The sequence below is a fragment of the Amycolatopsis camponoti genome, assembly GCF_902497555.1.
GTDB classification, from domain to species: Bacteria; Actinomycetota; Actinomycetes; order Mycobacteriales; family Pseudonocardiaceae; genus Amycolatopsis; species Amycolatopsis camponoti.
Genome location: NZ_CABVGP010000001.1, coordinates 608,581 through 632,370, shown reverse-complemented (window position 1 = coordinate 632,370; position 23,790 = coordinate 608,581). Strand labels below are relative to the sequence as shown.

Below are 23,790 nucleotides of genomic sequence, written 5' to 3'. Positions count from 1 at the left end.
CCAAAGGGTGACTTCCAGTGGACATCCAGAAATACGACGGTTACCTCACGGATTCACCGAGTCCCACTCGAAGGCGTGCGTCAAGATCACCCGGTAGTACTGAATGCGTAGTCGCGCGATTACTTCGGGCCGCGAGTCCAGTTCACGGCGGACCCGAACGGGCCCACCATCGGAGGACCCGGGGTTACGCCCGAGATGCCCGAACCGATCGCCAGGGTGTCAGCCAATTGGAACAGCGGGATCACCACGTTCTGGCGCCAAAGTTCAGGCTCAAGAGTGGTCAGGGCCTCGGTGACCGGGGTCGCCCCGGACAGCGCCGCGTCGATCGACGGCTGCAGTGCCGGGTCGCAGAACCCCGCCGAATTGCCCGGAACGACGGGCTTCGCCGGGTCCGTCCCCGCTGCCGTCTGTTCGGGGCGGCAGCCGAAGGTCGACGCGAGCACCGAGGCCGTGTCGCCGCCGACCGCCTGCGGCACGACCGCGATGTCGACACCGACGCTGCCCGCCGAGTCGCCGGTCGGCTGCTGGATCCCGCCGGTGACCGGCATCGCGAGCAGGCCGCTGAACAGGTCGCGCGGCTGTGGCGTGATCGCGTTGACCTCGATGCCCTGCGCGGACAGCTGGCTGGTGAGCTCCTTGGCGATCGTCGCGTACGGCTCCTGGGTGCCGGGCGAGGCGATCACCAGCGAGAGCGCCTTGCCGTTCTTGCGCCAGGTGCCCGCGGTCTTGGCGTAGCCGGCCGCCTTCAGCGACTCCTCCGCCTTGGCCATGTCGGGGGCGGTGGGCGGGCCGGGCGGGATGGTCGCCGTGTACCCCTTCACCGACGGCGCCGTCACCTGCGCGTCGGCGTGCAGCTGCGACGACGGGCCACCGTTGACGCCTTCGGTGACCAGCTTGGCCCGGTCGATCAGTGCGGCGATCCCGGCGCGGACCTGCGTGTCGTGCAGCGTCGCGCTGACCGGCCGCAGCAGCACGTCGGCGACCAGCGGCCGGGCCACAGTGTGCAGCTGCACGGCCGGGCCGAGCTCGCCGAGCAGCTTGAGCTCGTCGCCGGTGGTCCTGGCCAGCGCGAACTGGTCGTTGCCGCTGCGCAACGCGGCCAGCAGCGTGTTCTGGTCCGAGCGGCGCAGCACGATCCGGTCGATCGCCGCGGGCTTCTCCCAGTAGCGCTCGTTGCGCTCGAGGATCACCTCGCCGCGGGCGGTGTCGAGGCTCTTGATCGAGAACGGGCCGGCGATGGCCGGGAAGTTCGAGGCCAGGGCCCCGCGCCAGCCGTCGGGCGCGTCCTTCAGCAGGTGGGCGGGCAGCAGGTCCGAGAACAGCGTCTGCCAGCCCGGGTAGGGCTTCGCGAAGGTGACCTCGACGCGCTTGCCGCCTTCGCGGGACTGCAGGTCGGTGATCTGCCGGTAGCCGGCCGGCCCGATCACGCCGGGCTGGTCGCGCATCTGGGTGCGCAGGTAGTCGAAGTCCTCGGCGGCGATGGGCGCGCCGTCGGACCAGGACGCGTCCGGGCGGATCTCGTAGGCGACCACGAACGGCTGCTGGGAGACCACCTCGGCGGACTTCATGAGGTTCTTGTCGAGCTGGGTGCTGCCGTCGTCCTTCTGGCGGAACACCGAGGGCAGCAGCAGCTGCGACAGCGCGGAGGTCACCTGCGAGGAGTCGGCCAGGTTGTGCGGGTTGTACCCGCCGAGCACGTCGTCGACCCCGACGACGATCTGCGACGGCGTCTTCCCGGTGGTCGGCGGGGGCGGGACCGACGAGGACACCACCGGCGGCGGCGGGGTGTTCGAGCAGGAGGTGACCAGCACGGCCGCGAGTGCCAGTACCGGCACCGCCTTGCGATTCACCCGCACGCCCCGTTCCTCCCAGAATCTCCCCGATCGGGTCAGCCATGCTCCCACGGCCGCGTCCGCGGCCGGAACCGGGATTCCCGTACCCGGATCGGCCGGGCGCGGCGCCGCTTGGTGCCGCTATCGAAAAAGACGCGCGGCGCACCGTCCGGGTTCCCGGACCGTTCCGGAACGGCGGAACGAACACGCCCCGGACACGAGACGGGTTCGACCCGGTGGTGAACACCAGGCGTCGAATCCACGAAAACCCCTATAAAGATATAAGGAGAAGAACAGCGGAATTCGTGACTTCGCGTCGGTCTATTGTCCACCCAGGGTGACGGGCTCGCAATGCAAAAACCTCCCGGCGTGGTACGCCGGGAGGTTTTTACGCGATTTTCTGCTGATTCAGCTGTTGTCGCGGCTCTTCGCGCGCGAACGCTCCTTCGCCCGGGTGTTGATGTCCAGGGTGACCTTGCGGACCCGGACGACCTCGGGCGCGACCTCGACGCACTCGTCGACGGAGCAGAACTCCAGCGCCTCTTCCAGGCCCATCTTGCGCGGGCGGGCCAGCGTCTCCATCACGTCGGCGGAGGACTGACGCATGTTCGTCAGCTTCTTCTCCTTGGTGATGTTGATGTCGAGGTCCTCGAAGCGCGGGTTCTCGCCCACGACCATGCCCTCGTACACCTCGGCGCCCGGCTCGACGAAGAAGGTGCCGCGGTCGGCCAGCTGGATCATCGCGTACGCGGTGACCGGGCCGGTCCGGTCGGCGACCAAGGAGCCGCTGTGCCGGGTGCGGATCTCGCCGGCCCACGGGAAGTAGCCCTCGAACACGTGGTTCGCGATGCCGGTGCCGCGGGTCTCGGTGAGGAAGTCGGTGCGGAAGCTGATCAGGCCGCGCGACGGGAGCACGTACTCCAGCTTGATCCGGCCGGTGCCGTTGCCGCTCATGTCTTCCATGCGGCCCTTGCGCGCGGCCAGGAGCTGGGTGATCGCGCCGAGGTGCTCCTCCGGCGAGTCGATGTAGAGGCGCTCGAACGGCTCGTGCAGCTTGCCGTCGATCGTGCGCAGCACCACCTGCGGCTTGCCGACGGTCAGCTCGAAGCCCTCGCGCCGCATCTGCTCGACGAGGATCGCCAGCGCCAGCTCGCCACGGCCCTGGACCTCCCAGGTGTCGGGGCGCTCGGTCGGCAGGACGCGGATGCTGACGTTACCGATCAGCTCCTGGTCCAGGCGGGCCTTGACCAGCCGCGCGGTGACCTTGTCGCCGCCGTTGCGCCCGGCCAGCGGCGAGGTGTTGACACCGATGGTCATCGAGATCGCGGGCTCGTCGACGGTGATCCGGGGCAGCGCCACCGGCGTCTCGGAGTCGGCGAGGGTGTCGCCGATGGTGATCTCCGGGATGCCGGCGATGGCGACGAGCTCGCCGGCGCTGGCCTCGGTCGCCGGGACGCGGGTGAGCGCCTCGGTGACCAGCAGCTCGGAGATGCGGACGTTCTGCGTCGTGCCGTCTTCGCGCATCCAGGCGACGGTCTGGCCCTTGCGGAGCTTGCCGGCGTGGATGCGGATCAGCGCGATGCGGCCGAGGAAGTTCGACGCGTCGAGGTTGGTGACGAGCGCCTGCAGCGGCGCGTCGAGGTCGGCGGCGGGCGGCGGCACGTGCCGGAGCAGCGTCTCGAACAGCGGGTCGAGGTTCTCGCTCTCGGGGATCTCGCCGTCGGCGGGCTGCTCCAGGCTCGCCTTGCCGGCGCGCGCGGAGGCGTAGACGACCGGGAGGTCGAGGATCGCGTCGTGGTCGGCGTTCTCGATGTCGCTGGCCAGCTCGAGCAGCAGGTCGTGGGTCTCCTCGACGACCTCGGCGATCCGCGCGTCCGGGCGGTCGGTCTTGTTGACCAGCAGGATCACCGGCAGGCCGGCTTCGAGCGTCTTACGCAGTACGAAACGGGTCTGCGGGAGCGGGCCCTCGGACGCGTCGACCAGCAGGACGACGCCGTCGACCATGGCCAGGCCGCGCTCGACCTCACCGCCGAAGTCGGCGTGGCCGGGGGTGTCGATGACGTTGATCGTCACCTGGCCCTCGGGCGTCTGGCGGTGGATCGAGGTGTTCTTCGCGAGGATCGTGATGCCCTTTTCGCGCTCGAGCTCGCCCGAGTCCATGACCCGGTCGACGAGCTCGGCCCGCTCGGCGAAGGCGCCGGACTGGCGCAGCATCGCGTCCACGAGGGTGGTCTTGCCGTGGTCGACGTGGGCGACGATCGCGACGTTGCGCAGGTCGGGCCGGGTCTTACCGGTCGGCCGGCCGGTTTCGACGGTAGCGCTGGCTGCGGGCACGCGAGAACTCCTGAACTTCAAGGGTTGGATGGCCGCGTAAGCCCGTCAGGCATCCCGTGACCGGCTCTGGTCACACGCGGACCTCACCCAGGATACCTGCCACCCCTTTGTGAGCGGCCCCACGCCCCCACGTCGGTTAGCCTGACCTAACGTGGAAACCCGGTGAACGTCGCCGATTCGGAAGGTGCGTGCGCGTGGGCAAAAAGCCGGACGACCCGCGGAAGGTCGTGCGCAAGCTGATGAAGGCCGGCAAGGTCAAGAAGAAGTGCTGCCGGTCGAAGCCGCGCTGCAAGAAGTGCCCGGTGCTGGCGCTGAAGAAGGCGAAGCTGGACCTCGCCGCCTAGCTAGTGCGTGATCGCTTCGTTGAGCAAGCGCAGCTCCGGAGCGGTCTTGGTCGGCGAGAACTCGATGACCTCGTACTGGGCGAGGTGCCGCACGCAGAAGGGGTCGGACGCCAGGATGGCGTCGAGCTTCCCGCGGTTCAGCGGGCGCGTGATGATGACGCCGCCGATGCGCGGGTTCCGCCGCCCGGACGCCAGGAAGTGGCCGTGCTCGTACTGCCTGTTCAGCCACTCGGCGTGGTCCGGGAGCGCCAGGTCGATGTCCTCGATGGGAGCCGTGTAGTTCAGCAGGACGACATACATGGTTAAGACGGTAGACCCGCTCGCGCGTTCCCGCGTCCGGACGATACCGAGTGGTGACGGACATCGGCTAAGCTCGCCGCATGCACGCGCAGACGTCCAGCTGGTGGCCGCCCCAGGCGGCCGTCTAGTCCTGCGCTGATCACCAGCGGCCGCCCCGGACGGGCGGCCTTTTTCATGCCTTTTCCGGGGTGGTCCCCTCGGAAAGGAAGACCATGAGCAAGCTCTCCGGCATCACGCCCTCCGGTCACGTCCACCTGGGCAACTACCTCGGCGCCGTGCGCCGCTGGGCTCGCGAGGGCGGCGTGGACGACCTGTACTTCGTCGCCGACCTGCACGGCATGACGACCCCGCACAACCCGGCGAAACTCCGATCCTTGGCGAGCGAGCAGCTCGCCGTGCTGATCGCCGCCGGCATCGACCCGGAGCGGGTGTTCGTCCAGTCCGACCTGGCCCGCGAGCTGGGTGCGCTGACCTGGGTCCTGGAGTGCACCTGCAACTACGGCGAGGCCGCGCGGATGATCCAGTTCAAGGAGAAGTCCAAGGGCCAGGCCGGCGTGCGGCTGTCGCTGCTGACCTACCCGGCGCTGATGGCCGCGGACATCCTGCTGCAGGGCGCGGACGAGGTGCCGGTCGGCGAGGACCAGCGCCAGCACGTCGAGCTGACGCGGACGCTGGCCAAGCGGTTCAACGGCACCTACGGTGACGTGTTCACCGTCCCCCGGGCGGTGCTCCCGCCCGCGGGGGCGCGCGTCAAGGACCTGGCCGACCCGGCGCGCAAGATGTCCAAGTCGACCCGGGACGCGGTGGGTGTGGTGTTCGCGCTCGACGAGCCCGACCAGATCCGCCGCAAGATCCGCCGCGCGGTCACCGACGGCGAAACGGTCCCGGCGCACGACCCGGAGACCCGGCCGGGAATGGCGAACCTGCTGGAGATCCTGGCCGCGTGCCGGGGTGGCGCGCCGACCGACCTGGCGGCGGAGTTCTCGTCGTACGGAGCGGTGAAGGACGCCGTCGCGGACGCCGTGATCGAGGAGCTGCGGCCCCTGCGTGAACGAGCGTTAACGCTGCTCGACGACGTCGCGGAGCTGGACCGGGTCCGCAAGGCGGGCGCGGAGCGGGCCCGGGAGCGCGGCTCGCACCGGCTCGACGCGGCGCTGCGGATGATCGGCGCTAACTGAGCAGCGCGCGCAGGGCCGGGAGCAGGATCCGGTCGGCGGGCAGCCAGTCGAGGCCGTCGAGGTCGTCGAGCCCGAGCCAGCGCACGGCTCGGTGCTCGACGGCGCGCGGCTCTTCGCCGGGCGAAACGAGCGTCGCGGCGTAGATGCGGAGGACCTTCTCACCGGGCAGCGGCACGTCCTCCCCGACGCGCGCGCCCACCTCGATGACGACGTCCAGCTCCTCGCTGCACTCGCGGGCCAGCGCGAAGGCCTCGGACTCGCCTTCCTCGACCCGGCCACCGGGCAGTTCCCACTGCCCCGCGTGCTTCGGCGGCCAGGCCCGCTGCTGGGCGAGCAGCTTCCCGTCCCGCACCAGGGCGGCACCCACGATCACACCGTTCACAGCCCCGGAATCTACCCGGAAGCCCTCCTGCCGGGCGGACCCGCAGCCTTACAGCGTAAAACCCGACTTACTACGTAAGGCGTCTTACGACGTAAGAAGCACCGGGGCAGCTTCAGCCGCGTGAACCGCCGTCCTCACCCGCGGCCGCGCGCCAGACGACGACGAACCGCGCCCCGCCGTCCGGAGACTCCCCCACCTGCACCCGGCCGCCGCGCCGCCGGACCGTCTCCGCCACCATCGCCAGCCCCAGCCCCGTCCCACCGGACGACCGGGCCCGGTCGTCCGCGATCCGGTAGAAGCGGTCGAACACCTTCTCGCGGTGCTCCGGCGGGATGCCCGGGCCGTCGTCGTCGACCACCACCCGGACCGACGACCTCGACGCCAGCACCGACACCACGATCTCGCCGCGCGCGTAGCGGCACGCGTTGCGCAGCAGGTTGTCCAGCACCAGCTCCACCTCGGCGTGCGCGGACGACGCCCACGCCTGCGCGACCGCATTGCTCACCCGCGTCTCCGGCGCCCCCGCCGGCAGCCGCGCGACCGCCGCGCGGACCTCGCTCACCAGCTCGACCGGCTCCGCGGGCGGCACCTCCCCCGCGTCCGACCTGGCCAGCGACAACAGCCCGTCCAGCAGCGACGACAGCCGCTCGGCCTCAGTCAAGATGTCCGACAGCGTCTCCTGGGACAGCTCCGGATCCGGGTTCGTCACCGCCACCTCGGCCTGCACCCGGATCGAGGCGACCGGCGACCGCAGCTCGTGCGCCGCGTCGCCGGTGAACCGCCGGAGCCGGTCACTGGCCTGCTCCTGCCGCTCCAGCAGCGCGTTGAACTCCTCCGCCAGCGCGCGCAGCTCGTCGTGGGAGTCCGGCAGCGCCAGCCGCGCTCCCGGCGGCAACGCGCGCACCGAACCCCGCATCCGCGCCACCGGGCGCAGCGACAGCCGCACCACCAGCCACGTCGCGAGCCCCGCCACCAGCGCCCCGATCGAGGCGACGACCACCAGCCAGACGCCGCCGTAGTGCACCGCCGCGGAGAACCCGACCAGGCCCGCGCCCGCCACGACCAGCCGTTGCGACCCGTCGGGCGCGCTCACGACCGTGCCGAGGTACCGCGCGCCGTCGCGCTGGACCGGCTGCCCGGCCTTGAGCGTCGAGATGTCGTACAACGTAAGGCCGGTCGGGGTGCCGCCGTCCACCGGCGCGCCCGCGGTGTCCAGCACCCGCAGCGTCACCGGCGCCGCGCCGGAGAGCGGGCGCCCGGCGCTCACTTCGGCGCTCGCGGGCCCGAGAGCGGCCGACAGCTCGCGGTCGACCGAGCCGATGAGCAGCGGCGAGAGGTTCGACGCGGCGAGCGCGGCCAGCCCGAGCAGGCAGGCCAAGGTGATCATCGCGGCCAGCAAGGTGATCCTGACCTGCAGGGACCGGCCCCGCCACCACGAGATCACGGGGTGATGACCTGGTCGAGCTGCGCGTCGGACGCGAGGTAGCCGTGCCCGCGCACGGTCCGCAGCAGCGCGCCGGCGCCGACCGCGTCCAACTTACGTCGTACGTATCCGACGTACACCTCGACGAGGTTGCGCGTCACGGCCTGCTCCTCGCCCCAGACCGCGCGCAGCAGCTCGTCCTTGGTGACGACCGTCCCGGCGCGGCCGACGAGCACCTCGAGCAGCGCGAACTCGCGCGGGCTCAGCCCGACCTCCTCGCCGTTCCAGTGCACCTGCCGCAGCCCGCGGTCGACCGCCAGCGCACCGAGGCGCAGCGTCCCCCGCCCGGCCTCCGGACCGGCGCGGCGCAGGGTCGCGCGGACCTGCGCGACCAGCACGACGAAGGAGAACGGCTTGACGAGGTAGCCGTCGGCGCCGAGGTCGAGGCCGTCGGCCTGGTCGACCTCGCCGTCCTTGGCCGAGACGAGCAGCACGGGCGTCGTGACGCCGTCCTTGCGCAACCTCTCCAGCACGCGATAACCGGACAGTCCCGGCAGCATGATGTCGAGCAGGATGACGTCGAAGGACCCCGTGCTCGCCAGCTGCAGCCCGGTGGGGCCGTCCGCGGCGGTGACCACGTCCATGTCCTCCGCGCGCAGCCCGCGCTGCAGTGCCTTCCGCACGCCCGGTTCGTCGTCGACCACCAGCACCCGAGGTTTCACGAGGTTCATCATGGCCGGTTCGCGCAGGTCGCGTGGGATCTCTCAGCACGATCTCAGCCGGAGAGGGAGAACCTTCAGGGGTATCTCAGTCTCGAGAGGGAAGCGTCGGAGCCAGGGAGCCGGGCACACTCGGGCTCGGGAACACCACAGGGAGAGACGCATGAAACCGAAGACGAAGGGCATCACGGCCGCGGTCGTCGGCACCGCGCTCGGTGCGGGCGGGCTCGCGTTCATCGCGATGCCGGCCAGCGCCGACGACAAGCCGGCGCTGCCGCAGGTGAGCGCGGAGGACCTGGTGCAGTCGGTCATGACGGCGAAGCCGGGCGCGTTCGACGGCACGGTCAAGGTCAGCAACGACCTGGGGCTGCCGTCGGTGGGGAACGCGCTGCCGGGGGCGTCGGCGCTGAACATCGACTCGGCGCACATCTTCAGCGACGGCGCGGGCAAGAGCCGCCTGGCCGCCACGCAGGGGGCCAGCCAGGAGACCGTGGTCCACGACGGCACGACCGTCTGGGACTACAGCTCCAAGACGAACACCGCGACGAAGGTGACGATCCCGGCCGACGTCGCCAAGCAGAAGGGCGCGGGCAGCGAGAAGCTGGCCGACCCGGTCGCGGCTTCGACCGAACTGCTCGCGAAGGTCCGCGAGAGCAGCACGGTGTCGGTCGACGGCACCGCGACGGTCGCCGACCGCCCGGCCTACGAGCTGGTCCTGACGCCGAAGCCGGGCGAGCGGACGCTGCTGCGCGAGATCCGCGTCGCGGTCGACTCGCAGACGCGGATGCCGCTGCGGGTGTCGGTGCTGAGCAACGGCACGTCGACGCCGGCGCTCGAGGTCGCGTTCAGCGAGATCCAGTTCACGCAGCAGCCGGCCGACCTCTTCACCTTCACCCCGCCGAAGGGCGCCAAGGTGCAGGAGAAGACACCGACGGTCGACCAGCAGCACAAGGACCTCGCCGAGCAGGCCAAGCAGGACACCAAGGTCGTCGGCGACGGCTGGGACACCGTCATCACGGGCAAGGTCCCGGCGGACGCGCTGAACGCGGCGCCGAAGCAGCAGGCCGGCCGTGAGGGCCGGGGCGGCAACGCCGACCCGAAGGCACTGCTCGAGCGCTTCGCCAAGAAGGTCAGCGGCACCTGGGGCAGCGGCTACCTCGTCACCACGAAGGTGGGCAGCGCGGTGCTGACCGACGACGGCCGCTTCGCCGCCGGCGCGGTGCCGGAGCAGGTCCTGTACGAAGCGCTGGGTCAGAAGTGACCAGCACGACTGTCGAGTCCGGGGCGGACGTCTCTGCGGAGGCGTCCGCCCCGGCGGTTCCCCTGGCGGCGCGCACCCGGGGACTGCGCAAGGTCTACCGCGGCACGGTCGCGGTGGACCACGTCGACCTCGACATCCCCGAGGGCGCGGTCGTGGGGATGCTCGGGCCGAACGGTTCGGGCAAGACGACCACCATCCGGATGCTGCTCGGCCTGGTCCGGCCGACCGAGGGCGAGGTCGAGCTGCTCGGGCGCAAGATGCCCGAATCCGCCGCGCACGCGCTGCCGGACGTCGGCGCGCTGGTCGAGGGGCCGGGCTTCCACCCGTTCCTGTCCGGGCGCGACAACCTGCTGCGCTTCGCCGCGGCCGAACCCCGGCTGGCCGCGGGCGGGATCCCCCTCGCGGTGGATTCGGCGCTCGAGCGCGTCGGGCTGACCGTCGCGGCGCGCCGGCGCTACAAGGGCTATTCGCTCGGCATGAAGCAGCGGCTCGGGCTCGCTTCGGCGTTGCTCGTGCCGCGGAAGATGGTCGTGCTCGACGAGCCGACCAACGGCCTCGATCCTGCGGGTACCAGGGAGATCCGCAGGATCGTCGCCGAGCTGCACGCCGACGGGGTCACCGTGCTGGTGTCGTCGCACCTGCTGGCCGAAGTGGAGGCGACGTGCACGCACGTCGCCGTGCTGCAGGCCGGCAACGTCGTCGCGCAGGGCGAGCTGGCGGAGCTGCTGGAGTCCGGGAACGCGGCCCTGCTGGTCCGCACGCCCGACGCCGAGCAGGCGGTGGAAGTGCTGCGGGAGAACCGGATCGGTGCCCGGCTCACGCCGGACGGCGTCCGCGCCGACCTCACGGCGGCGGAAGCACCGCGGGTGCTGCAGGTCCTGGTGGGCGCGGGGGTCGCGGTCCACGAGGCGACGCGGGCCCGCACCGGGTTGGAAGACCTGTTCGCACGGCTGACGGAGGGATCGGAATGACGGCGGTCCTCGAAGCACCGGCGGCCCGCACGGGCCACGACACGGTGCCGCTGCCGCGCCTGCTGGCCGCGGAGCTGCGCTGGATCTTCCGGCGGCCGCGCACGTTGGCCGTGCTCGGGCTACTGGCGCTGATCCCGGTGATCATCGGCATCGGCCTGACGCTGGTGAGCGACAACGCGCAGGGCGGCGGCCCGGACGAGGGCGGCGGCGCGTTGCTGGCGTCCGCGGTCAACAACGCGTTCGTCCTCCCGATCGCGGCGGTCGTGATGTCGCTGGCCCTGCTCCTGCCGCTGGCATCCGCGATGGCGGGCGCGGACGCGATCGCGGGCGAGACGGCCCACGGCACCCTGCGCGGCTGGCTGATCGCCCCGGTCGGCCGAGGCCGGTTGCTGGCGGTCAAGGCGTTCGGCGTCGCGACGGTGTCGGTGGTCTCGGTGCTGGCGATGTGCGTGACGGGCGTGGTGACCGGGCTGATCATCAACGGCACGGACTCGCTGTTCACGCTGTCCGGCACGACGCTGACCCTGGGCGGCGCGCTGGCCCGGATCCTGCTGATGGCGGGCTGGGTGGTGCTGCAGCTGTGGGCGGTCGGCGCGGTGGCGCTGGCGATCTCCAGCTGGACCGAGCACCCGATGCTGGTGGTGGCGTCGGTCCTGGCGGCCGACATCGTGTTCACGATCCTGGGGTTCCTGACGTCGCTGGACTGGCTGCACCCGTTCCTGCTGACGAAGGACTGGTCGATGGCCCCGGCGGAGGTCCTGCAGGACCCGATGGGCACGCAGATGCTGGGCGAGGGAGCCTTGCGGGCGGCGTGCTACATCGTGATCGGGCTGTCGCTGGCGTACGCCCGGCTGTCCACCCGCGACGGCTGAGGTTCGTCCCCGGGCCAGGTCTTTCGACTCGGTCCGGGGACACCGGCATACTCACGCCATGACCACGGATCAGCCCGGCGAGATCCGCCCGGGGGACATCTACGAGGACTGTTCCTTCCACCCGGTGCTCTGCACGTACATCGATGACGGCGACGAGATCGGTGGCATCTCGCTGATCGACGCGTCGTCGCCGCGCGCCTGTTCGCTGTCGGGGTGCGCGGTCATCAAGTTGTCGATCGACGACGTGATCGCGGCCAACGCCGACTGGCCCGCTTACCTGGCCCGGCGCAAGTCCGAGTTCGACAGCTGACCGACCAGCGCGACGCCGTCCGGGTCGAACTCCAGCTTCACCGCGTCCCCCGCCCGCAGGTCCGACGCCGCCGGGGCGATCGCGTCCACAGTGGACTCCGCCAGCTTCACCACCAGCCGCACGTGCTCGCGCCGGTGCACGGCCGCCACCACTTCGCCCGGCACGCCTTCGGCGGCCACCCGCAGCGCGTGCGGCCGCAGTCCCAGTCGCACCGGCCCGTCCACGACGTCCGGCAGAGCGACGTCACCCAGCGTCGTGTGCGCCACGCCGCCCGCGACGACACCGTCCGCGAACGTCGTCACGCCGAGGAAGCGGGCCACATCGTCGTCCGCGGGGTTGCGCCACACCCGGCGGACCGCGCCCTCCTGGCGGACCTCGCCCGCGTCCAGCACCGCGACCCGGTCGGCCAGCGTGAACGCCTCCTCCTGGTCGTGCGTCACCAGCAACGCCGTGATCTTGCTGCGCCGCAACAGGTCCGCCAGGTCGATCGCCAGCTGCTCGCGCAACCCCGCGTCCAAACCGGACAGTGGCTCGTCGAGCAGCAGCAGCCGCGGCTTCGGCGCCAGCGCCCGGGCCAGCGCCACCCGCTGGGCCTGCCCGCCGGACAGCTCCGTGACGCGCCGCCGTTCGAAGCCGGAGAGGCCCACCAGCGCCAGCAGCTCGGCGACCCGCGCACCCCACGAAGACCGCGGTACGCCGTGCATCCGCAGGCCGAACGCGATGTTCGCGGCGACGTCGCGGTGGCCGAACAGCTGCCCGTCCTGGAACACCAGACCGAACCCGCGCCGGTGCACCGGCACCGCGCCGAGGTCGTCGCCGTCCCAGCTCACCGAGCCGCGCGCCGACGGCTCGAGCCCGGTGATCGCGCGCAGCAGCGTCGACTTCCCCGAGCCCGACGGGCCGAGCAGCGCCAGCACTTCGCCGTCGGCGATTTCCAGGCGGACGTCGCGGACCGCCGCGAACGATCCGTAGTGGACGGTCAGGTCCCGCACCGAAAGCGCCATCAGAACTCTCCCACCCGGCCGCGTCCCAACCGGTCGATCAGCGCGACCGCCAGCACTGTCACGAGCATCAACAGCGCGCACGCCGCGTACGCCATCTGGTTGTTCAGCTCCCCGGGGCGTCCCATCAACGACGCGATCGCGACCGGCAGCGTCGGCGCCGTCGGCCGCGCGAGGAAGCTCGTCGCGCCGAACTCGCCGAGCGCCACGACGAACCCGAACCCGGCCGCCGCGACCAGCGGCCGCAGCGTCAGCGGCAGGTCGATCTCGCGCCACACCCGCAGCGGGCTCGCGCCGAGCGTCGACGCGGCCTGCCGCAATCGGACATCGACCGAGCGCAGCACCGGCAGCACCATCCGCACGATCAGCGGGATGATCACCAGCGCCTGGGCCAGTGGTACAAGGTAAGGCGACGTCCGGAGGTCGCCGGGCAGCGCGTCGAGCGTGACCAGGTAACCGAACCCGACGGTCACCGCGGACACCCCGAGCGGCAGCATCAGCACAGCGTCCATGGTCTCGCCGAGGCCGCGCGCGGCTTTCGCGGGCGAGCGCCGCAGCGCCACCAGCACCACGGACGCGAGCACGCCGACGACCATCGCGAGCAGCGTCGCGTCGATGGCCACCTTCAGCGAGTTCAGCGCCGCGTCCCAGCCGGAAACCTGCAGCGCACCCTTCTCCCCGGTGCTCGTTAACGCTCGATAACCGGCGAAGCTCCAGCCGTCGGGAGTGGACACCGATTCGACGAGCAGCGCGACGATCGGCGTCAGCAGCAGGGCCAGCACGACGCCCGCGGCGCCGACCACCGGCCATTCTCCGCCGCGAGGACGTCGTGTTTTCGCGGCGCCGATCCGGGCGCCGTCCTTGCGCCGCCGCGCCAGCCCGCCGAGCACGAGCGCGGCGACCACGGCCGCGAACTGGATCAGCGAAAGCGCCGCCGCGCCCGAGAGATCGAGCAGGTCGACCGTCCGCAGGTAGATCTCGGTCTCCAGCGTCCGGTACTTCGCGCCGCCGAGGATGAGGACGACGCCGAAGCTGGTGGCGCAGAACAGGAACACCACAGCCGCCGCGGACGCGATCGCCGGCGCCAGCGCGGGCAGCGTCACCGAGCGGAACGCCCGCCACGGGGACGCGCCCAGCGCGCGGGCGGCGTCGGTCGTGCGCGAATCCAGCCGCGCCCAGAGCCCGGCGACGGTCCGCGCGACGACGGCGACGTTGAAGAAGGCGTTGGCCAGCACGATCGGCAGCACCCCGCCGTCCGGCCACAGCGCCCGGAACGCCAGGCCGACGACGACGGTCGGCAGCACGAACGGCACCAGCACCAGCGTCCGCGCGAGGCCGGCGCCGGGCAGCTTCACCCGCGCGAGCAGGAACGCCACCGGCAGCCCGGCGACGATCGCCACCAGCGTCGACGCCGCCGCGCTCGCCACGGTGAAGCCGGCCAGCTGCCACGTCCGCGCGTCACCGAGGACGACGTCGAGGCCGCCGTCGGCGAACCCGCGGCCGATGATCGCCAGCACCGGCCACGCGAAGAACACCACCAGGAACCCGATCGGAGCCAGCCCGAGCAGCGCCAGGCCGAGCCCGCGGGCGGTCCGCGGCGGGGCCAGGACTGGTGCTTTCCGGGGTGTCACTGCACGAGCGAGCGCCATTCGCCGATCCACTTCTCGCGCCCGGCCTGGACCTGGTCCGCCGTCAGCGCCTGCGGCTTCTGCGGCAGCGGCGCGACCTGCGCCCAGCCCGCGGGCAGGTCGACGCCCTGGCGCGCCGGGTAGACGTACATGTTGGCCGCGACCGTCGCCTGGAACTGCTGGGAGAGCAGGAAGTCGACGACCTTGCGCGCGTTCTCGGCCTGCTTGCCGTTCGCCAGCACCCCGGCGTACTCGACCTGCCGGTAGCAGGTGTCGAGCAGTGCCTTGGTGCGCGGCTTGCCGTCGTCGCCGACCTCCGCGGCCGGCGAAGACGCGTACGAGACGACGATCGGCCGCGGTCCCTTGCCGGACGAGCCGGAGAAGTCCTTGGTGTAGGCCTCTTCCCAGCCGCTGACCACCTTGACGCCGTTGGCCTTCAGCTTCGTCCAGTAGTCCTTCCAGCCGGACTCGCCGTACTTCGCGATGGTGCCGAGGAGGAACGCGAGGCCGGGCGAGGCCGTCGCCGGGTCCTCGGCGACCAGCAGGTCCTTGTACTTCGGGTCGGCCAGGTCGTCGTACGACGCCGGCGCCGGGATGCCCTTGCTCGTGAAGTAGTTCGTGTCGACGTTGACGCACACGTCACCGACGTCGACGGCGGACAGCCGGTGCTCGGGGTCGACGGCGTAGCGCTGCGGCCCACGATCGGCCTCCGGGCTGGTGTATGGCTCGAAGACGCCTTCCTTGAGCGCGCGCGAAGCGAAGGTCGAGTCGACGCCGTACGCGACGTCGCCGATCGGGTTGGCCTTCGTCAGCACGAGCTTGTTGGTCAGCGAGCCGGCGTCGCCCTGCTTCAGCACGGAGACCTTGATGCCCGACTGCTTCTGGAAGGCGTCGAGCACCTCCTGCGGAGCCAGGAAGGAGTCGTGCGTCACGAGGGTGACGGTGGGCGTCTGCTGCGTGCCACCGTCACCGTCCGACAGCGAGCACCCAGCGGCGACGGCGCTGACGGCGGCGATGGCCGTCGCGGCGCGCACAGCCCTGCTTTTCATCTACCCTCCTGCACTTCACCGGACGAGGAGGGAAAGCCCTCCCTTCGCCGGCATGATCCGGTCAGGTGCGAACGGTCGCGGGTGACCCCGCCTCTCAGCCCGGCTCGACCGGACTCCCGTGGCAACCGTGCAGCGTAGTCCAGGACGCAGGACGATGGAGACATGACGGAAATCTTGAGCGACTCCGAGGCTGACGAACGCTTGAGCGCGGACTGGACCAGGTCCGGGAAGGTCATCTCCCGCGAGGTGGAGCTGGCGAGCTTCCCGCAGGCGATCGAGGTGGTGGACCGCGTCGCGGTGCTGGCCGAGGCGGCCGACCACCACCCCGACATCGACATCCGCTGGCGCACGCTGACGTTCCGGCTCTCGACGCATTCGGCGGGCGGCTTGACGGAGAAGGACTTCTCGCTGGCGGCCGAGATCGACGAGGTGCTTTCTTCTCTGTGATCCTGGTTACGCTGAGTGCACTTTTCTGCGGTTTCGACGTCTCTCGGTAAACGACTTTGCTAGGAGAGACGGTTATGACGCAGGCGATCGTGGTCGGCACGGCGGCATTCGCGACGATGGTGGCAGCGGCCGGCGGTGTGCTCTGGTTCACTGTCCGGTCCCGCCGTCACTCGGACGGCTGAGCGCTTCCGGTGAGTTCGATCACAGCAGCTAACAAAGGGCATGATCAGCGCGCTGAGCAGGGCGGAAGCATCGGTTTTCGGCCTTAGGAAATGCCATGAACAGCACCGCCACCGCCCGCCTCACCGCCGCCCAGCGCGCCTGGATCAGCGCCCTCGCCCCCGCCGCGGTGCTGATCGCGATCGCCCTGATGGGCCTCCTCGGCTGACGCACCGGGCTCCGCCGCCCTGATCTTCGGCGCGGCGGAGATCACGCTGGTGTTCGGCTACCCGGCTCGCCCGATCCGGTCGACGGGCGGGAACTCCGCCGGGGTGTCGTCGCTCGTGGTCCAGTACTCGAGCCCGGACAGGCGCCCGCCATCGGCGAAGACGATGAGCCCGCCGTCGGGCGCATCGGCTTCGACCGGCTCTCCGAGATCCGCCGTCGGCAGGGTCGCGTCGACTTCGAGGTCGATGGTCGGACACCCACAGCCGCACCGGCCGGTGACCCGGGCCGTTTCCGCCTGGGCGCGCAGTTCGGCCGCGCCGGGGAAGTCGCCGGCGAGCAGGAAGGTCAGGACCTCCCGCTCGGCCGGCGTCAGCGGGCGGCTCATACGTTGAAGCGGAACTCCACCACGTCACCGTCGGCCATGATGTAGTCCTTGCCCTCCATGCGGACCTTGCCCGCCGCGCGGGCGGCCGCCATCGTGCCGGCGGCCATCAGGTCGTCGTACGAGACGATCTCCGCCTTGATGAAGCCGCGCTCGAAGTCCGTGTGGATGACGCCCGCCGCCTGGGGAGCGGTCGCACCCTGGGGGATCGTCCACGCGCGGGACTCCTTCGGGCCCGCCGTCAGGTACGTCTGCAGGCCCAGCGTGTGGAAACCCGCGCGGGCCAGGGAATACAGGCCCGGCTCCGGCTGGCCGACCGACTCCAGCAGCTCGCGGACCGACTCCTCGTCGTCCAGCTCCAGCAGCTCCGCCTCGACCTTCGCGTCGAGGAAAACCGCGTCCGCCGGCGCGACCAGCTTCGTCAGCTCCTCGCGGCGGGCTTCGTCGGTGAGGACGCCTTCGTCGGCGTTGAAGACGTACAGGAACGGCTTCGTCGTCAGGAGGCTGTGCTCGCGAAGCAGTTCGAGGTCGACGTCCTTCTGAGCCGAGAAGAGCGTGCGCCCGCTGTCGAGGATCTCCTTCGCCTTCTGCGCGGCCTCGAGCGCGGGCTTCGCTTCCTTCTTGGTCCGCGCTTCCTTCTCCAACCGCCAGACAGCCTTCTCGAGGGTCTGCAGGTCGGCCAGGATCAGCTCCGTGTTGATCGTCTCGATGTCGCTCAGCGGATCGATCCGGCCGTCGACGTGGATCACGTCCGGGTCGTCGAACACGCGGATGACCTGGCAGATCGCGTTGGCCTCACGGATGTTCGCCAGGAACTTGTTGCCCAGCCCGGCACCCTCGGACGCGCCCTTCACGATGCCCGCGATGTCCACAAAGGACACGACGGCCGGCACGGTCTTCTCCGACTTGTACAGCTCGGCGAGCTTGTCCAGCCGCGGGTCCGGCAGCGGGACCACGCCGACGTTCGGCTCGATCGTCGCGAACGGGTAGTTCGCGGCGAGCACGTCGTTGCGGGTCAGCGCGTTGAACAGGGTGGACTTGCCGACGTTGGGCAGGCCGACGATACCGAGGGTGAGACTCACGATCCCGCAGTCTACGTGTCTCGCCCGGTCGGGGGCCACGCGCCCAGCGCCGCGTCGGATTTCCGCCAGCGACGGCGCTGACCTGCTGGCATGCTCGAATCCATGGTCACGTCAACCGACGCTCCGGCGATCTGGCGGGACGCCGAACGCTGCTACCGGGTGGTCACCGCCCGCGACTCGCGCTTCGACGGCCAGTTCATCATGGCGGTGCGCACCACCGGCATCTACTGCCGGCCGTCCTGCCCGGCGTCGACGCCGAAGGTGCAGAACGTCCGCTTCTTCCCGACGTCGGCGGCCGCGCAGTCCAACGGCTTCCGCGCCTGCCGCCGCTGCCTGCCCGACGCCGTGCCGGGCTCGCCGGACTGGAACGTGCGCGCCGACCTCGCCGCGCGGGCGATGCGCCTGATCTCCGACGGGACCGTGGAGCGCGAAGGCGTCCCGGGTCTCGCGCGGCGGCTCGGCTACTCGGAACGCCAGCTCGGCCGGGTGCTGACCGCCGAGCTGGGCGCGGGCCCGCTCGCGCTGGCCCGGGCGCACCGCGCGCATTCGGCTCGGCTGCTGATCGAGGTATCGGGGCTGCCGCTGACGGACGTCGCGTTCGCGGCGGGCTTTTCCAGCGTCCGGCAGTTCAACGAGACGATCCGCGAGGTCTTCGCGACGACGCCGTCGCAGCTTCGCGCCTTCGCGGCTTCACGACGTGGACGTCAGGGCGACGTGGGTGGGACGCGCCTCAGCCTGCGGTTGCCGTTCAGGCCGCCTTTCGACGCTGCCGGGCTGCTTCGCTTCTTCGCAGCGCACGCGGTTCCGGGCGTCGAAGAGGTGACTTCGACGTCCTACGCACGGACGTTGCGGCTCGCACACGGCACCGGCATCGTCCGGCTGACGCCGGAGCCGGACCACGTGCGCTGCGAGCTGCTGCTGTCCGACCTGCGCGACCTCGGCAGCGCGGTCAGCCGCGTGCGCCGGCTGCTCGACCTCGACGCCGACCCGGCGGCGGTCACCCGGGTCCTCGCCGCCGATCCGGCGCTGGCCCCGGTGGTGGCGGCCGTGCCGGGGATGCGGGTCCCGGGCGCCGTCGACGGCGAAGAGCTGGTGGTTCGGGCCCTGCTCGGCGGCCGGGTTCCGGCTTCGTGCGGCGAAGAGGTGCCGGGCGAGTGGGGCGTGACCCGGCTCTTCCCGACGGCGGCCCAGGTCGCGACGGCCATGCCCGAGCACGCGGGAATCGTCGCGCTGGCCGAAGGGCGCCTGGACGTGCACGTCGGCCGTGACGCGGCGGAGCTGCGCGCCGAGCTGCGCGCGTGCCCCGGTATCGACAGCGCCACCGCGGACTACGTCCTGATGCGCGTTCTCGGCGCACCGGACATCCTCCTGGCAACGGACACCGCCGCTCTGCGTGGCGCCGAAGCACTGGGTATCTCGCCGGATTCGCTGCCGGAGCGAGTCCGGGAGTGGACTCCGTGGTGCTCCTACGCCGGGATGTACCTCCGGCGCGCCGCCTGACGCCGCGTCAGCCCTGCTCGCCGCGCCACAGGAGGGCCTGCGCGACGATCACCTGGGCGCCGTCGAAGGTTGCGGCCGGTGAGCCGTGCAAGTGGTAGCCCAGGTCGAGCGCCTCGCTGACTCGGTGGCAGAACTTCGCGTCGTCCGGGCCGGTGAGCAGGCGGTAGCGGGGCAGGCCGTTCGGAGGCTGGTCCGTCATGCCTTCATCTTGTCCTCAACCAGCACGCACCTCCACCGTCGAGCCCGTACGGGACTTCCGGACCCTCAGCCGCGTCGGGATGCGCTGCCGCAGCTCCTCGACGTGGGACACCAGGCCGACCACCCGGCCGCCCGCGCGGAGCTCGTCGAGGATGTTCATCACGACGTCGAGGGTTTCGGCGTCGAGCGTGCCGAACCCCTCGTCGACGAACAGCGTGTCCAGCAGCGCGCCGCCGGTCTCCCCCGCGACGACATCGGCCAGCCCCAACGCCAGGGCCAGCGACGCGAGGAACGACTCGCCGCCGGACAGCGTCTTCGCCGGGCGGATGGTGCCCGAGTAGTCGTCGAGCACGTCGATGCCGAGCCCCCCGCGGGTGCCGCGCGCCCCGGCCGCGTCCGAGTGCACGAACGAGTACCGCCCCTGGCTCATCGTCCGCAGCCGGTGGGTGGCGGCGACCGCCACCTCTTCGAGCCGCGCCGCCAGCACGTACGAACGCAGCGACATCTTCCGGCTGTTCTGCCCGCGCCCGTTGACGACATCCGCGAGCGCGCGCAGCTCGGCGTACGCCGCTTCGGCCGGTGCGAGGCCGGCGAGGGCCTTGTGCAGCAGGCCCGCCAGCCGGGTCAGCTCCTCGTGCTGAGCGGTCGCGACCCGCAGCGCCGCGTACGCGGAATCCGCGCGGGCTCGCGCGACCTCGGCCGCGTCGGCCGCGCGGTCGACGTCCGCGACGTCGTCCGGCGAGATGCCGAACAGGTCCGGCTCGGACAGCAACGCCCTGGCCCCCGCCGCGGCGGCCTCAGCCTCCGCGATGCCCTGTTCCAGCTTCTCGATCTGCTCGTCCGGCAGCATCGCGGCGCGCGCCTTCTTCAGCGACGTGAACCCCTTCGCCTCGACCGCCGCCTCGACCAGCGCGCGCTGCTGGGCGACGCGCTCGCGGGCGCCCGCGACGGCCGTCCGGGCCTCGGCGACCCCTTCGAGGGCCTCGGCCAGCCCGACCAGGTGTTCCCGCCGGGCACCGACGTCCGCGAACTCGCCGCGCCCGGCGACGAGCCGGCGTTCGCGCTCGGCCAGCCGCTCTTCCAGGGCCCGGACGTCGGTCGTGGCCTCGATCGCCGCCTGCTCGGCCCGGCGGCGACGTTCGGTCCGCAGCTCCAGGTCGCGTTCCAGGAGGACGACCTGATGGCCGAGCTTCGCCCTGCCGGCTGCCTGCTGCGTCAGCGACGTGACTGCCCCACGGGCTTCGGTCAGCTCGGCCGTGACCGATTCCGCGGTGCGCTCGCCCAGCCGTTCCAGCAAGCCCGCCAGCCGCGCCTTCGCTTCTTCGAGCGCGACGACGACCCGCTGCCGCACCGCGTCGGCCGCTTGCTCGGCCTCCTCGGCGGCGCGTTCCTCGGCGGGGTCGACGAGTTCGACGTCCCGGTTCGCCGGCGCCGGGTGCTCGGCCGAACCGCAGACCGGGCACGGCGCGCCGTCCGGCAGCGCGGCGGCCAGTTCGGCCGCCATCCCGTCGAGCCGCCGCTCACGAAGGTCGAGCCGGTGCTGCCGCGCCGCCTGGTGCGTGTCGACGACCTCGCGCAGCTTCGCCTCGCCTCGCGCGACTTTCGCGCGTGCCTCGGGCAGTTCGCTCGCGTCGCGCGCGAAGGCCCGCAGCTCCTCGACGCGCGCCTTCGCCCCGTCGAGCTTCGCCTCGGCTTCGGCCGCCTTGACGGCGTCATCCCGCAGCTTCGCCAGCTGGCCGGGAATGGCGGCCAGCTCGGCGGTCAGCTCTTCGACCTGCTGCCCGGCCGTGACGGCGGCCAACTTCCGGTCGTCCCGCCGCATGACGTCGAGCTGCTGCTGCTCGGCTTCGGCGACGAGCTCCGCGACCGCGCCGGCCTCTTCCCGCGCTGTGGCCGCGCGCGCCTTGAGGTCTCCGGTCGCCCGGGTGCCGAACTCCCGCAGCTCGGCGCCGCGTGCCTTCTCGGCCTGCTCGGCTTCGGCCAGCTCCGCCGCGCGCCGGTCCAGCAGGTCGGCCTCCACGGCGACCCCGGCGGCCCGCCTGGCGGCCGCCACCTCCTGGGCCCACTCGGCGCGTTGCGGCGCCTGCTCGGTGATCTCGAGGAGCCGCAGGTGCGCGGTGCGGACCCGGCGGATCTTCTCCACGTCGGCTCGCTCTTCCTGCAGGTGGACGTCCGCGCGCTGGGCCGCCGCGCGCGTGCGTTCCTCCTCGGCCGCGGCCTGTCCGGCGCGTTCGGCGGCCGCCGCCAGCACGGCGGCGACCCACTCGCCGACGCCGGTTTCGGGCGGGTCCTGCTGGGCCTCCTGGGCGTAGCGCGCCAGCAGCTCACGCACTTTTCCTTGCTGCTGCTCCAGTTCCCGGCCCCGCTCGGCCCGCAGGTCGGCGAACCAGCGTTCGACGTCGGCGAAGCGCTCGGTCCCGAAGAGCCGCTCCAGGAGCTTCTCGCGCTCGGCCGTGTCCGACCGCAGGAACCGGGCGAACTCGCCCTGCGGCAGCAGGACCACCTGGAAGAACTGGGCCGCGGTCATCCCGAGCAGCCGCTCGACGGTGCGCGCCACCTCCTCGATCCGGATCAGGCCCTCCGGCGCCAGCCCGGCCGGCGCGGTGCCGACCCAGCTCAGCGACACCCTCGCCTGCTGGGTGGTCGTGCCCTCGCCGCGCCGCTTCGGCCGCTGGTACTCCGGGTTCCGGACGATCTTCAGCCGGTGACCCTGCACGGTGAGCTCCAGCGCGACCTCGGTGACCTGGTCGGGCTCGGCCAGGTCGCAGCGCAGCCGCTTGGCCTCGTTGCGGGCACCGGGAACCACGCCGAACAGCGCGAACGCGATCGCGTCGAGCAACGTCGTCTTGCCCGCGCCGGTTTCGCCGTGCAGGAGGAAGAGACCGTCGGCGCCGAGCACGTCGAAGTCGACCACTTCGCGTGCGCAGTACGGCCCGAAGGCTTCGACCTCCAGCCTGTGCAGCCTCATTTCGCGAGCGCCCCCCGGTCGGCCGCTTCCAGGGCCTTGAACAGGAGCTGCTCTTCGCTCTCGGTCGGGGCGGCACCACGGCAGTCGTCGAGGAAGCTGCGCGAGATCTCGATGTCCGACCGGCCGCGCACGGCGTCGGAGTACCGCAGCGGGGCACCGCTGTAGCCGCCTTCGGGCTCCCACTCCAGGTGGACGGCGTGGGGGAACCGCTGCTTCAGCCGCCGCATCGCGTCCACCGGGCGGACCGGGTCGGTGACCGTGACCGACAGGAAGTGCTCGAGGAACTCGTCGTGCGCAGGGTCCGCGAGCAGGTCTTCGAGCGGACCGCGGAGCGTCGCCAGCGCCCTCGGCACCGGCAGTTCGTGCCGGCGGACCTCGCCGAGCCCGCTCGCGTCCAGGTCGACCAGCCAGACCGATTTGCGTTGCCGCGCCTCGGAAAACGAGTACGCCAGCGGACTGCCGGAGTACCGCAGGTGCTCGGCGAGCGCCTGCGGGCCGTGGAGGTGGCCGAGCGCCACGTAGTCGACGCCGTCGAAGACCGAGCCGGGCACCTGCTCGACGCCGCCGACCGCGATCGTGCGCTCGGAGTCGGTCGGCGCGCCACCGGTGACGAACGCGTGCGCGAGCACGACCGACCGCGTCCCCGGCCGGGTTTCGAGGTCCGCGCGGATCCGCCGCATGGCCTCGCTGAGCACGCCGGTGTGGCCGCGCGCGTCCGGCACGCCCAGCGCGTGACGCGCCGGTTCCGGCTCCAGGTAAGGCATTCCGTAGACGGCGACCGGGCCGTGGCCGTCCTCCAGGACCACCGGCTCGGCCAGCCCGCCGACGGTGGTCCGCAGGTGCAGCCCGCCCGCCGCCGCGAACTCGGCGAACGCGCCGAGCCGCGGCGCGGAGTCGTGGTTTCCCGGCGTGACCACCAGTTGCGCACCGGCGGCGCGGATCCGCGCGACCGCCGCGGTGGCCACCCGGACGGCCTCCGCTGACGGCACCGCGCGGTCGTAGATGTCGCCTGCCACCAGGACGGCGTCGATCGCCTCGCCGGCCACGAGGTCGGCGAGGTGTCCGAGCACCGCTTCCTGTTCCGCGAGCAGATCGGCGCCGTGGAACGTGCGGCCGACGTGCCAGTCGGAGGTGTGCAGGAATCTCACGAGGGCCAAGGTACGACCCGGCACCGACGAAACCGCGGCGACTCGCCGCTACCTCACTCGAACGTGTGTACGAA

The 23,790-nt window shown here is 71.7% G+C and carries 22 protein-coding genes and 1 riboswitch; of the genes, 8 read left to right on the top strand and 14 right to left on the bottom strand.

Going from position 1 to position 23,790, the window contains the following annotated elements:
- Window positions 1-119 precede the first annotated feature (119 nt).
- Together AA23TX_RS03095 and typA are read right to left on the bottom strand one after the other, a co-directional pair.
- Window positions 120-1,856, bottom strand: a complete 1,737-nt coding sequence (locus AA23TX_RS03095; protein ID WP_155541074.1) for an ABC transporter family substrate-binding protein — start codon at window positions 1,854-1,856, stop codon at window positions 120-122.
- Between the two features lie 384 nt (window positions 1,857-2,240).
- Window positions 2,241-4,166, bottom strand: coding sequence for a translational GTPase TypA (typA, locus tag AA23TX_RS03090; protein ID WP_155541073.1), 1,926 nt, complete (start codon window positions 4,164-4,166; stop codon window positions 2,241-2,243).
- Between the two features lie 194 nt (window positions 4,167-4,360).
- On the opposite strand from typA, the gene AA23TX_RS49515 reads away from it, so the two are divergent.
- The gene (locus tag AA23TX_RS49515; RefSeq protein ID WP_020641186.1) at window positions 4,361-4,510 is read left to right on the top strand and encodes a hypothetical protein; all 150 of its coding nucleotides are present in this window, start codon (window positions 4,361-4,363) and stop codon (window positions 4,508-4,510) included.
- On the opposite strand, the gene AA23TX_RS03085 is transcribed toward AA23TX_RS49515, so the two are convergent.
- A complete protein-coding gene (locus tag AA23TX_RS03085; protein ID WP_155541072.1) occupies window positions 4,511-4,810 on the bottom strand; it encodes a YciI family protein in 300 nt (99 codons plus the stop codon).
- A gap of 212 nt (window positions 4,811-5,022) precedes the next feature.
- On the opposite strand from AA23TX_RS03085, the gene trpS reads away from it, so the two are divergent.
- Window positions 5,023-5,988, top strand: coding sequence for a tryptophan--tRNA ligase (gene trpS / locus AA23TX_RS03080; RefSeq protein ID WP_155541071.1), 966 nt, complete (start codon window positions 5,023-5,025; stop codon window positions 5,986-5,988).
- Here the strand turns inward: trpS and AA23TX_RS03075 are convergent.
- The 3 genes from AA23TX_RS03075 to AA23TX_RS03065 form a co-directional block, all read right to left on the bottom strand.
- Window positions 5,981-6,370 carry an NUDIX domain-containing protein gene (locus tag AA23TX_RS03075; protein ID WP_155541070.1) on the bottom strand — a complete coding sequence of 130 codons (390 nt, stop codon included), beginning with the start codon at window positions 6,368-6,370 and terminating at the stop codon, window positions 5,981-5,983. The genes trpS and AA23TX_RS03075 overlap by 8 nt on opposite strands.
- A gap of 112 nt (window positions 6,371-6,482) precedes the next feature.
- Entirely contained in the window at window positions 6,483-7,814 is a 1,332-nt protein-coding gene (locus tag AA23TX_RS03070; RefSeq protein ID WP_155541069.1) for a sensor histidine kinase, read from the bottom strand.
- Entirely contained in the window at window positions 7,811-8,527 is a 717-nt protein-coding gene (locus AA23TX_RS03065; protein ID WP_196425166.1) for a response regulator transcription factor, read from the bottom strand. Before AA23TX_RS03065 ends, AA23TX_RS03070 begins: the two co-directional genes overlap by 4 nt.
- Window positions 8,528-8,675: 148 nt before the next feature.
- On the opposite strand from AA23TX_RS03065, the gene AA23TX_RS03060 reads away from it, so the two are divergent.
- From AA23TX_RS03060 to AA23TX_RS03045, 4 genes are read left to right on the top strand one after another with little or no spacing between them, the layout of a single operon-like run.
- Window positions 8,676-9,773: a LolA family protein gene (locus AA23TX_RS03060; protein ID WP_155541068.1), complete on the top strand. Its 1,098-nt coding sequence runs from the start codon at window positions 8,676-8,678 to the stop codon at window positions 9,771-9,773.
- Window positions 9,770-10,744, top strand: coding sequence for an ABC transporter ATP-binding protein (locus AA23TX_RS03055; RefSeq protein WP_155541067.1), 975 nt, complete (start codon window positions 9,770-9,772; stop codon window positions 10,742-10,744). Before AA23TX_RS03060 ends, AA23TX_RS03055 begins: the two co-directional genes overlap by 4 nt.
- Window positions 10,741-11,616 (top strand): ABC transporter permease, encoded by an 876-nt coding sequence (locus tag AA23TX_RS03050; RefSeq protein ID WP_155541066.1) that lies wholly within the window; start codon window positions 10,741-10,743, stop codon window positions 11,614-11,616. Before AA23TX_RS03055 ends, AA23TX_RS03050 begins: the two co-directional genes overlap by 4 nt.
- Before the next feature lie 58 nt (window positions 11,617-11,674).
- A complete protein-coding gene (locus AA23TX_RS03045) occupies window positions 11,675-11,926 on the top strand; it encodes a hypothetical protein (RefSeq protein WP_155541065.1) in 252 nt (83 codons plus the stop codon).
- Here AA23TX_RS03045 and AA23TX_RS03040 read toward each other — a convergent pair.
- From AA23TX_RS03040 to AA23TX_RS03030, 3 genes are all read right to left on the bottom strand, one after another.
- Window positions 11,890-12,930: an ABC transporter ATP-binding protein gene (locus tag AA23TX_RS03040; protein ID WP_155541064.1), complete on the bottom strand. Its 1,041-nt coding sequence runs from the start codon at window positions 12,928-12,930 to the stop codon at window positions 11,890-11,892. The two genes, AA23TX_RS03045 and AA23TX_RS03040, sit on opposite strands and share 37 nt — an antisense overlap.
- Window positions 12,930-14,486 (bottom strand): ABC transporter permease, encoded by a 1,557-nt coding sequence (locus tag AA23TX_RS03035; RefSeq protein WP_155544221.1) that lies wholly within the window; start codon window positions 14,484-14,486, stop codon window positions 12,930-12,932. Before AA23TX_RS03035 ends, AA23TX_RS03040 begins: the two co-directional genes overlap by 1 nt.
- A 68-nt stretch (window positions 14,487-14,554) precedes the next feature.
- Window positions 14,555-15,604: a thiamine ABC transporter substrate-binding protein gene (locus tag AA23TX_RS03030; RefSeq protein WP_196425165.1), complete on the bottom strand. Its 1,050-nt coding sequence runs from the start codon at window positions 15,602-15,604 to the stop codon at window positions 14,555-14,557.
- A 21-nt stretch (window positions 15,605-15,625) separates the two neighbouring features.
- Window positions 15,626-15,734: riboswitch (TPP riboswitch) on the bottom strand.
- Window positions 15,735-15,766: 32 nt separating this feature from the next.
- Between AA23TX_RS03030 and AA23TX_RS03025 the strand changes: the two genes are divergently transcribed.
- Complete coding sequence (locus tag AA23TX_RS03025) at window positions 15,767-16,051, top strand: 4a-hydroxytetrahydrobiopterin dehydratase (RefSeq protein ID WP_155541063.1); 285 nt, start codon at window positions 15,767-15,769, stop codon at window positions 16,049-16,051.
- Between the two features lie 445 nt (window positions 16,052-16,496).
- Here the strand turns inward: AA23TX_RS03025 and AA23TX_RS03020 are convergent, their stop codons facing one another.
- Together AA23TX_RS03020 and ychF are read right to left on the bottom strand one after the other, a co-directional pair.
- Window positions 16,497-16,823 carry a hypothetical protein gene (locus AA23TX_RS03020; protein WP_155541062.1) on the bottom strand — a complete coding sequence of 109 codons (327 nt, stop codon included), beginning with the start codon at window positions 16,821-16,823 and terminating at the stop codon, window positions 16,497-16,499.
- Window positions 16,820-17,902: a redox-regulated ATPase YchF gene (ychF, locus tag AA23TX_RS03015; RefSeq protein WP_155541061.1), complete on the bottom strand. Its 1,083-nt coding sequence runs from the start codon at window positions 17,900-17,902 to the stop codon at window positions 16,820-16,822. Before ychF ends, AA23TX_RS03020 begins: the two co-directional genes overlap by 4 nt.
- Window positions 17,903-18,004: 102 nt before the next feature.
- Here ychF and AA23TX_RS03010 point away from each other — a divergent pair, with 102 nt between their 5' ends.
- Entirely contained in the window at window positions 18,005-19,402 is a 1,398-nt protein-coding gene (locus AA23TX_RS03010) for an AlkA N-terminal domain-containing protein (RefSeq protein ID WP_155541060.1), read from the top strand.
- Between the two features lie 7 nt (window positions 19,403-19,409).
- Here the strand turns inward: AA23TX_RS03010 and AA23TX_RS03005 are convergent, their stop codons facing one another.
- The 3 genes from AA23TX_RS03005 to AA23TX_RS02995 are packed head-to-tail and all read right to left on the bottom strand — an operon-like array spanning window position 19,410 to window position 23,716.
- On the bottom strand, window positions 19,410-19,601 hold the full coding sequence (locus AA23TX_RS03005; protein WP_155541059.1) for a DUF1737 domain-containing protein: 192 nt from the start codon (window positions 19,599-19,601) through the stop codon (window positions 19,410-19,412).
- 15 nt (window positions 19,602-19,616) lie between these two features.
- A complete protein-coding gene (locus tag AA23TX_RS03000; protein WP_155541058.1) occupies window positions 19,617-22,568 on the bottom strand; it encodes an AAA family ATPase in 2,952 nt (983 codons plus the stop codon).
- The gene (locus AA23TX_RS02995) at window positions 22,565-23,716 is read right to left on the bottom strand and encodes an exonuclease SbcCD subunit D (RefSeq protein ID WP_196425164.1); all 1,152 of its coding nucleotides are present in this window, start codon (window positions 23,714-23,716) and stop codon (window positions 22,565-22,567) included. Before AA23TX_RS02995 ends, AA23TX_RS03000 begins: the two co-directional genes overlap by 4 nt.
- Between the last annotated feature and the right edge of the window lie 74 nt (window positions 23,717-23,790).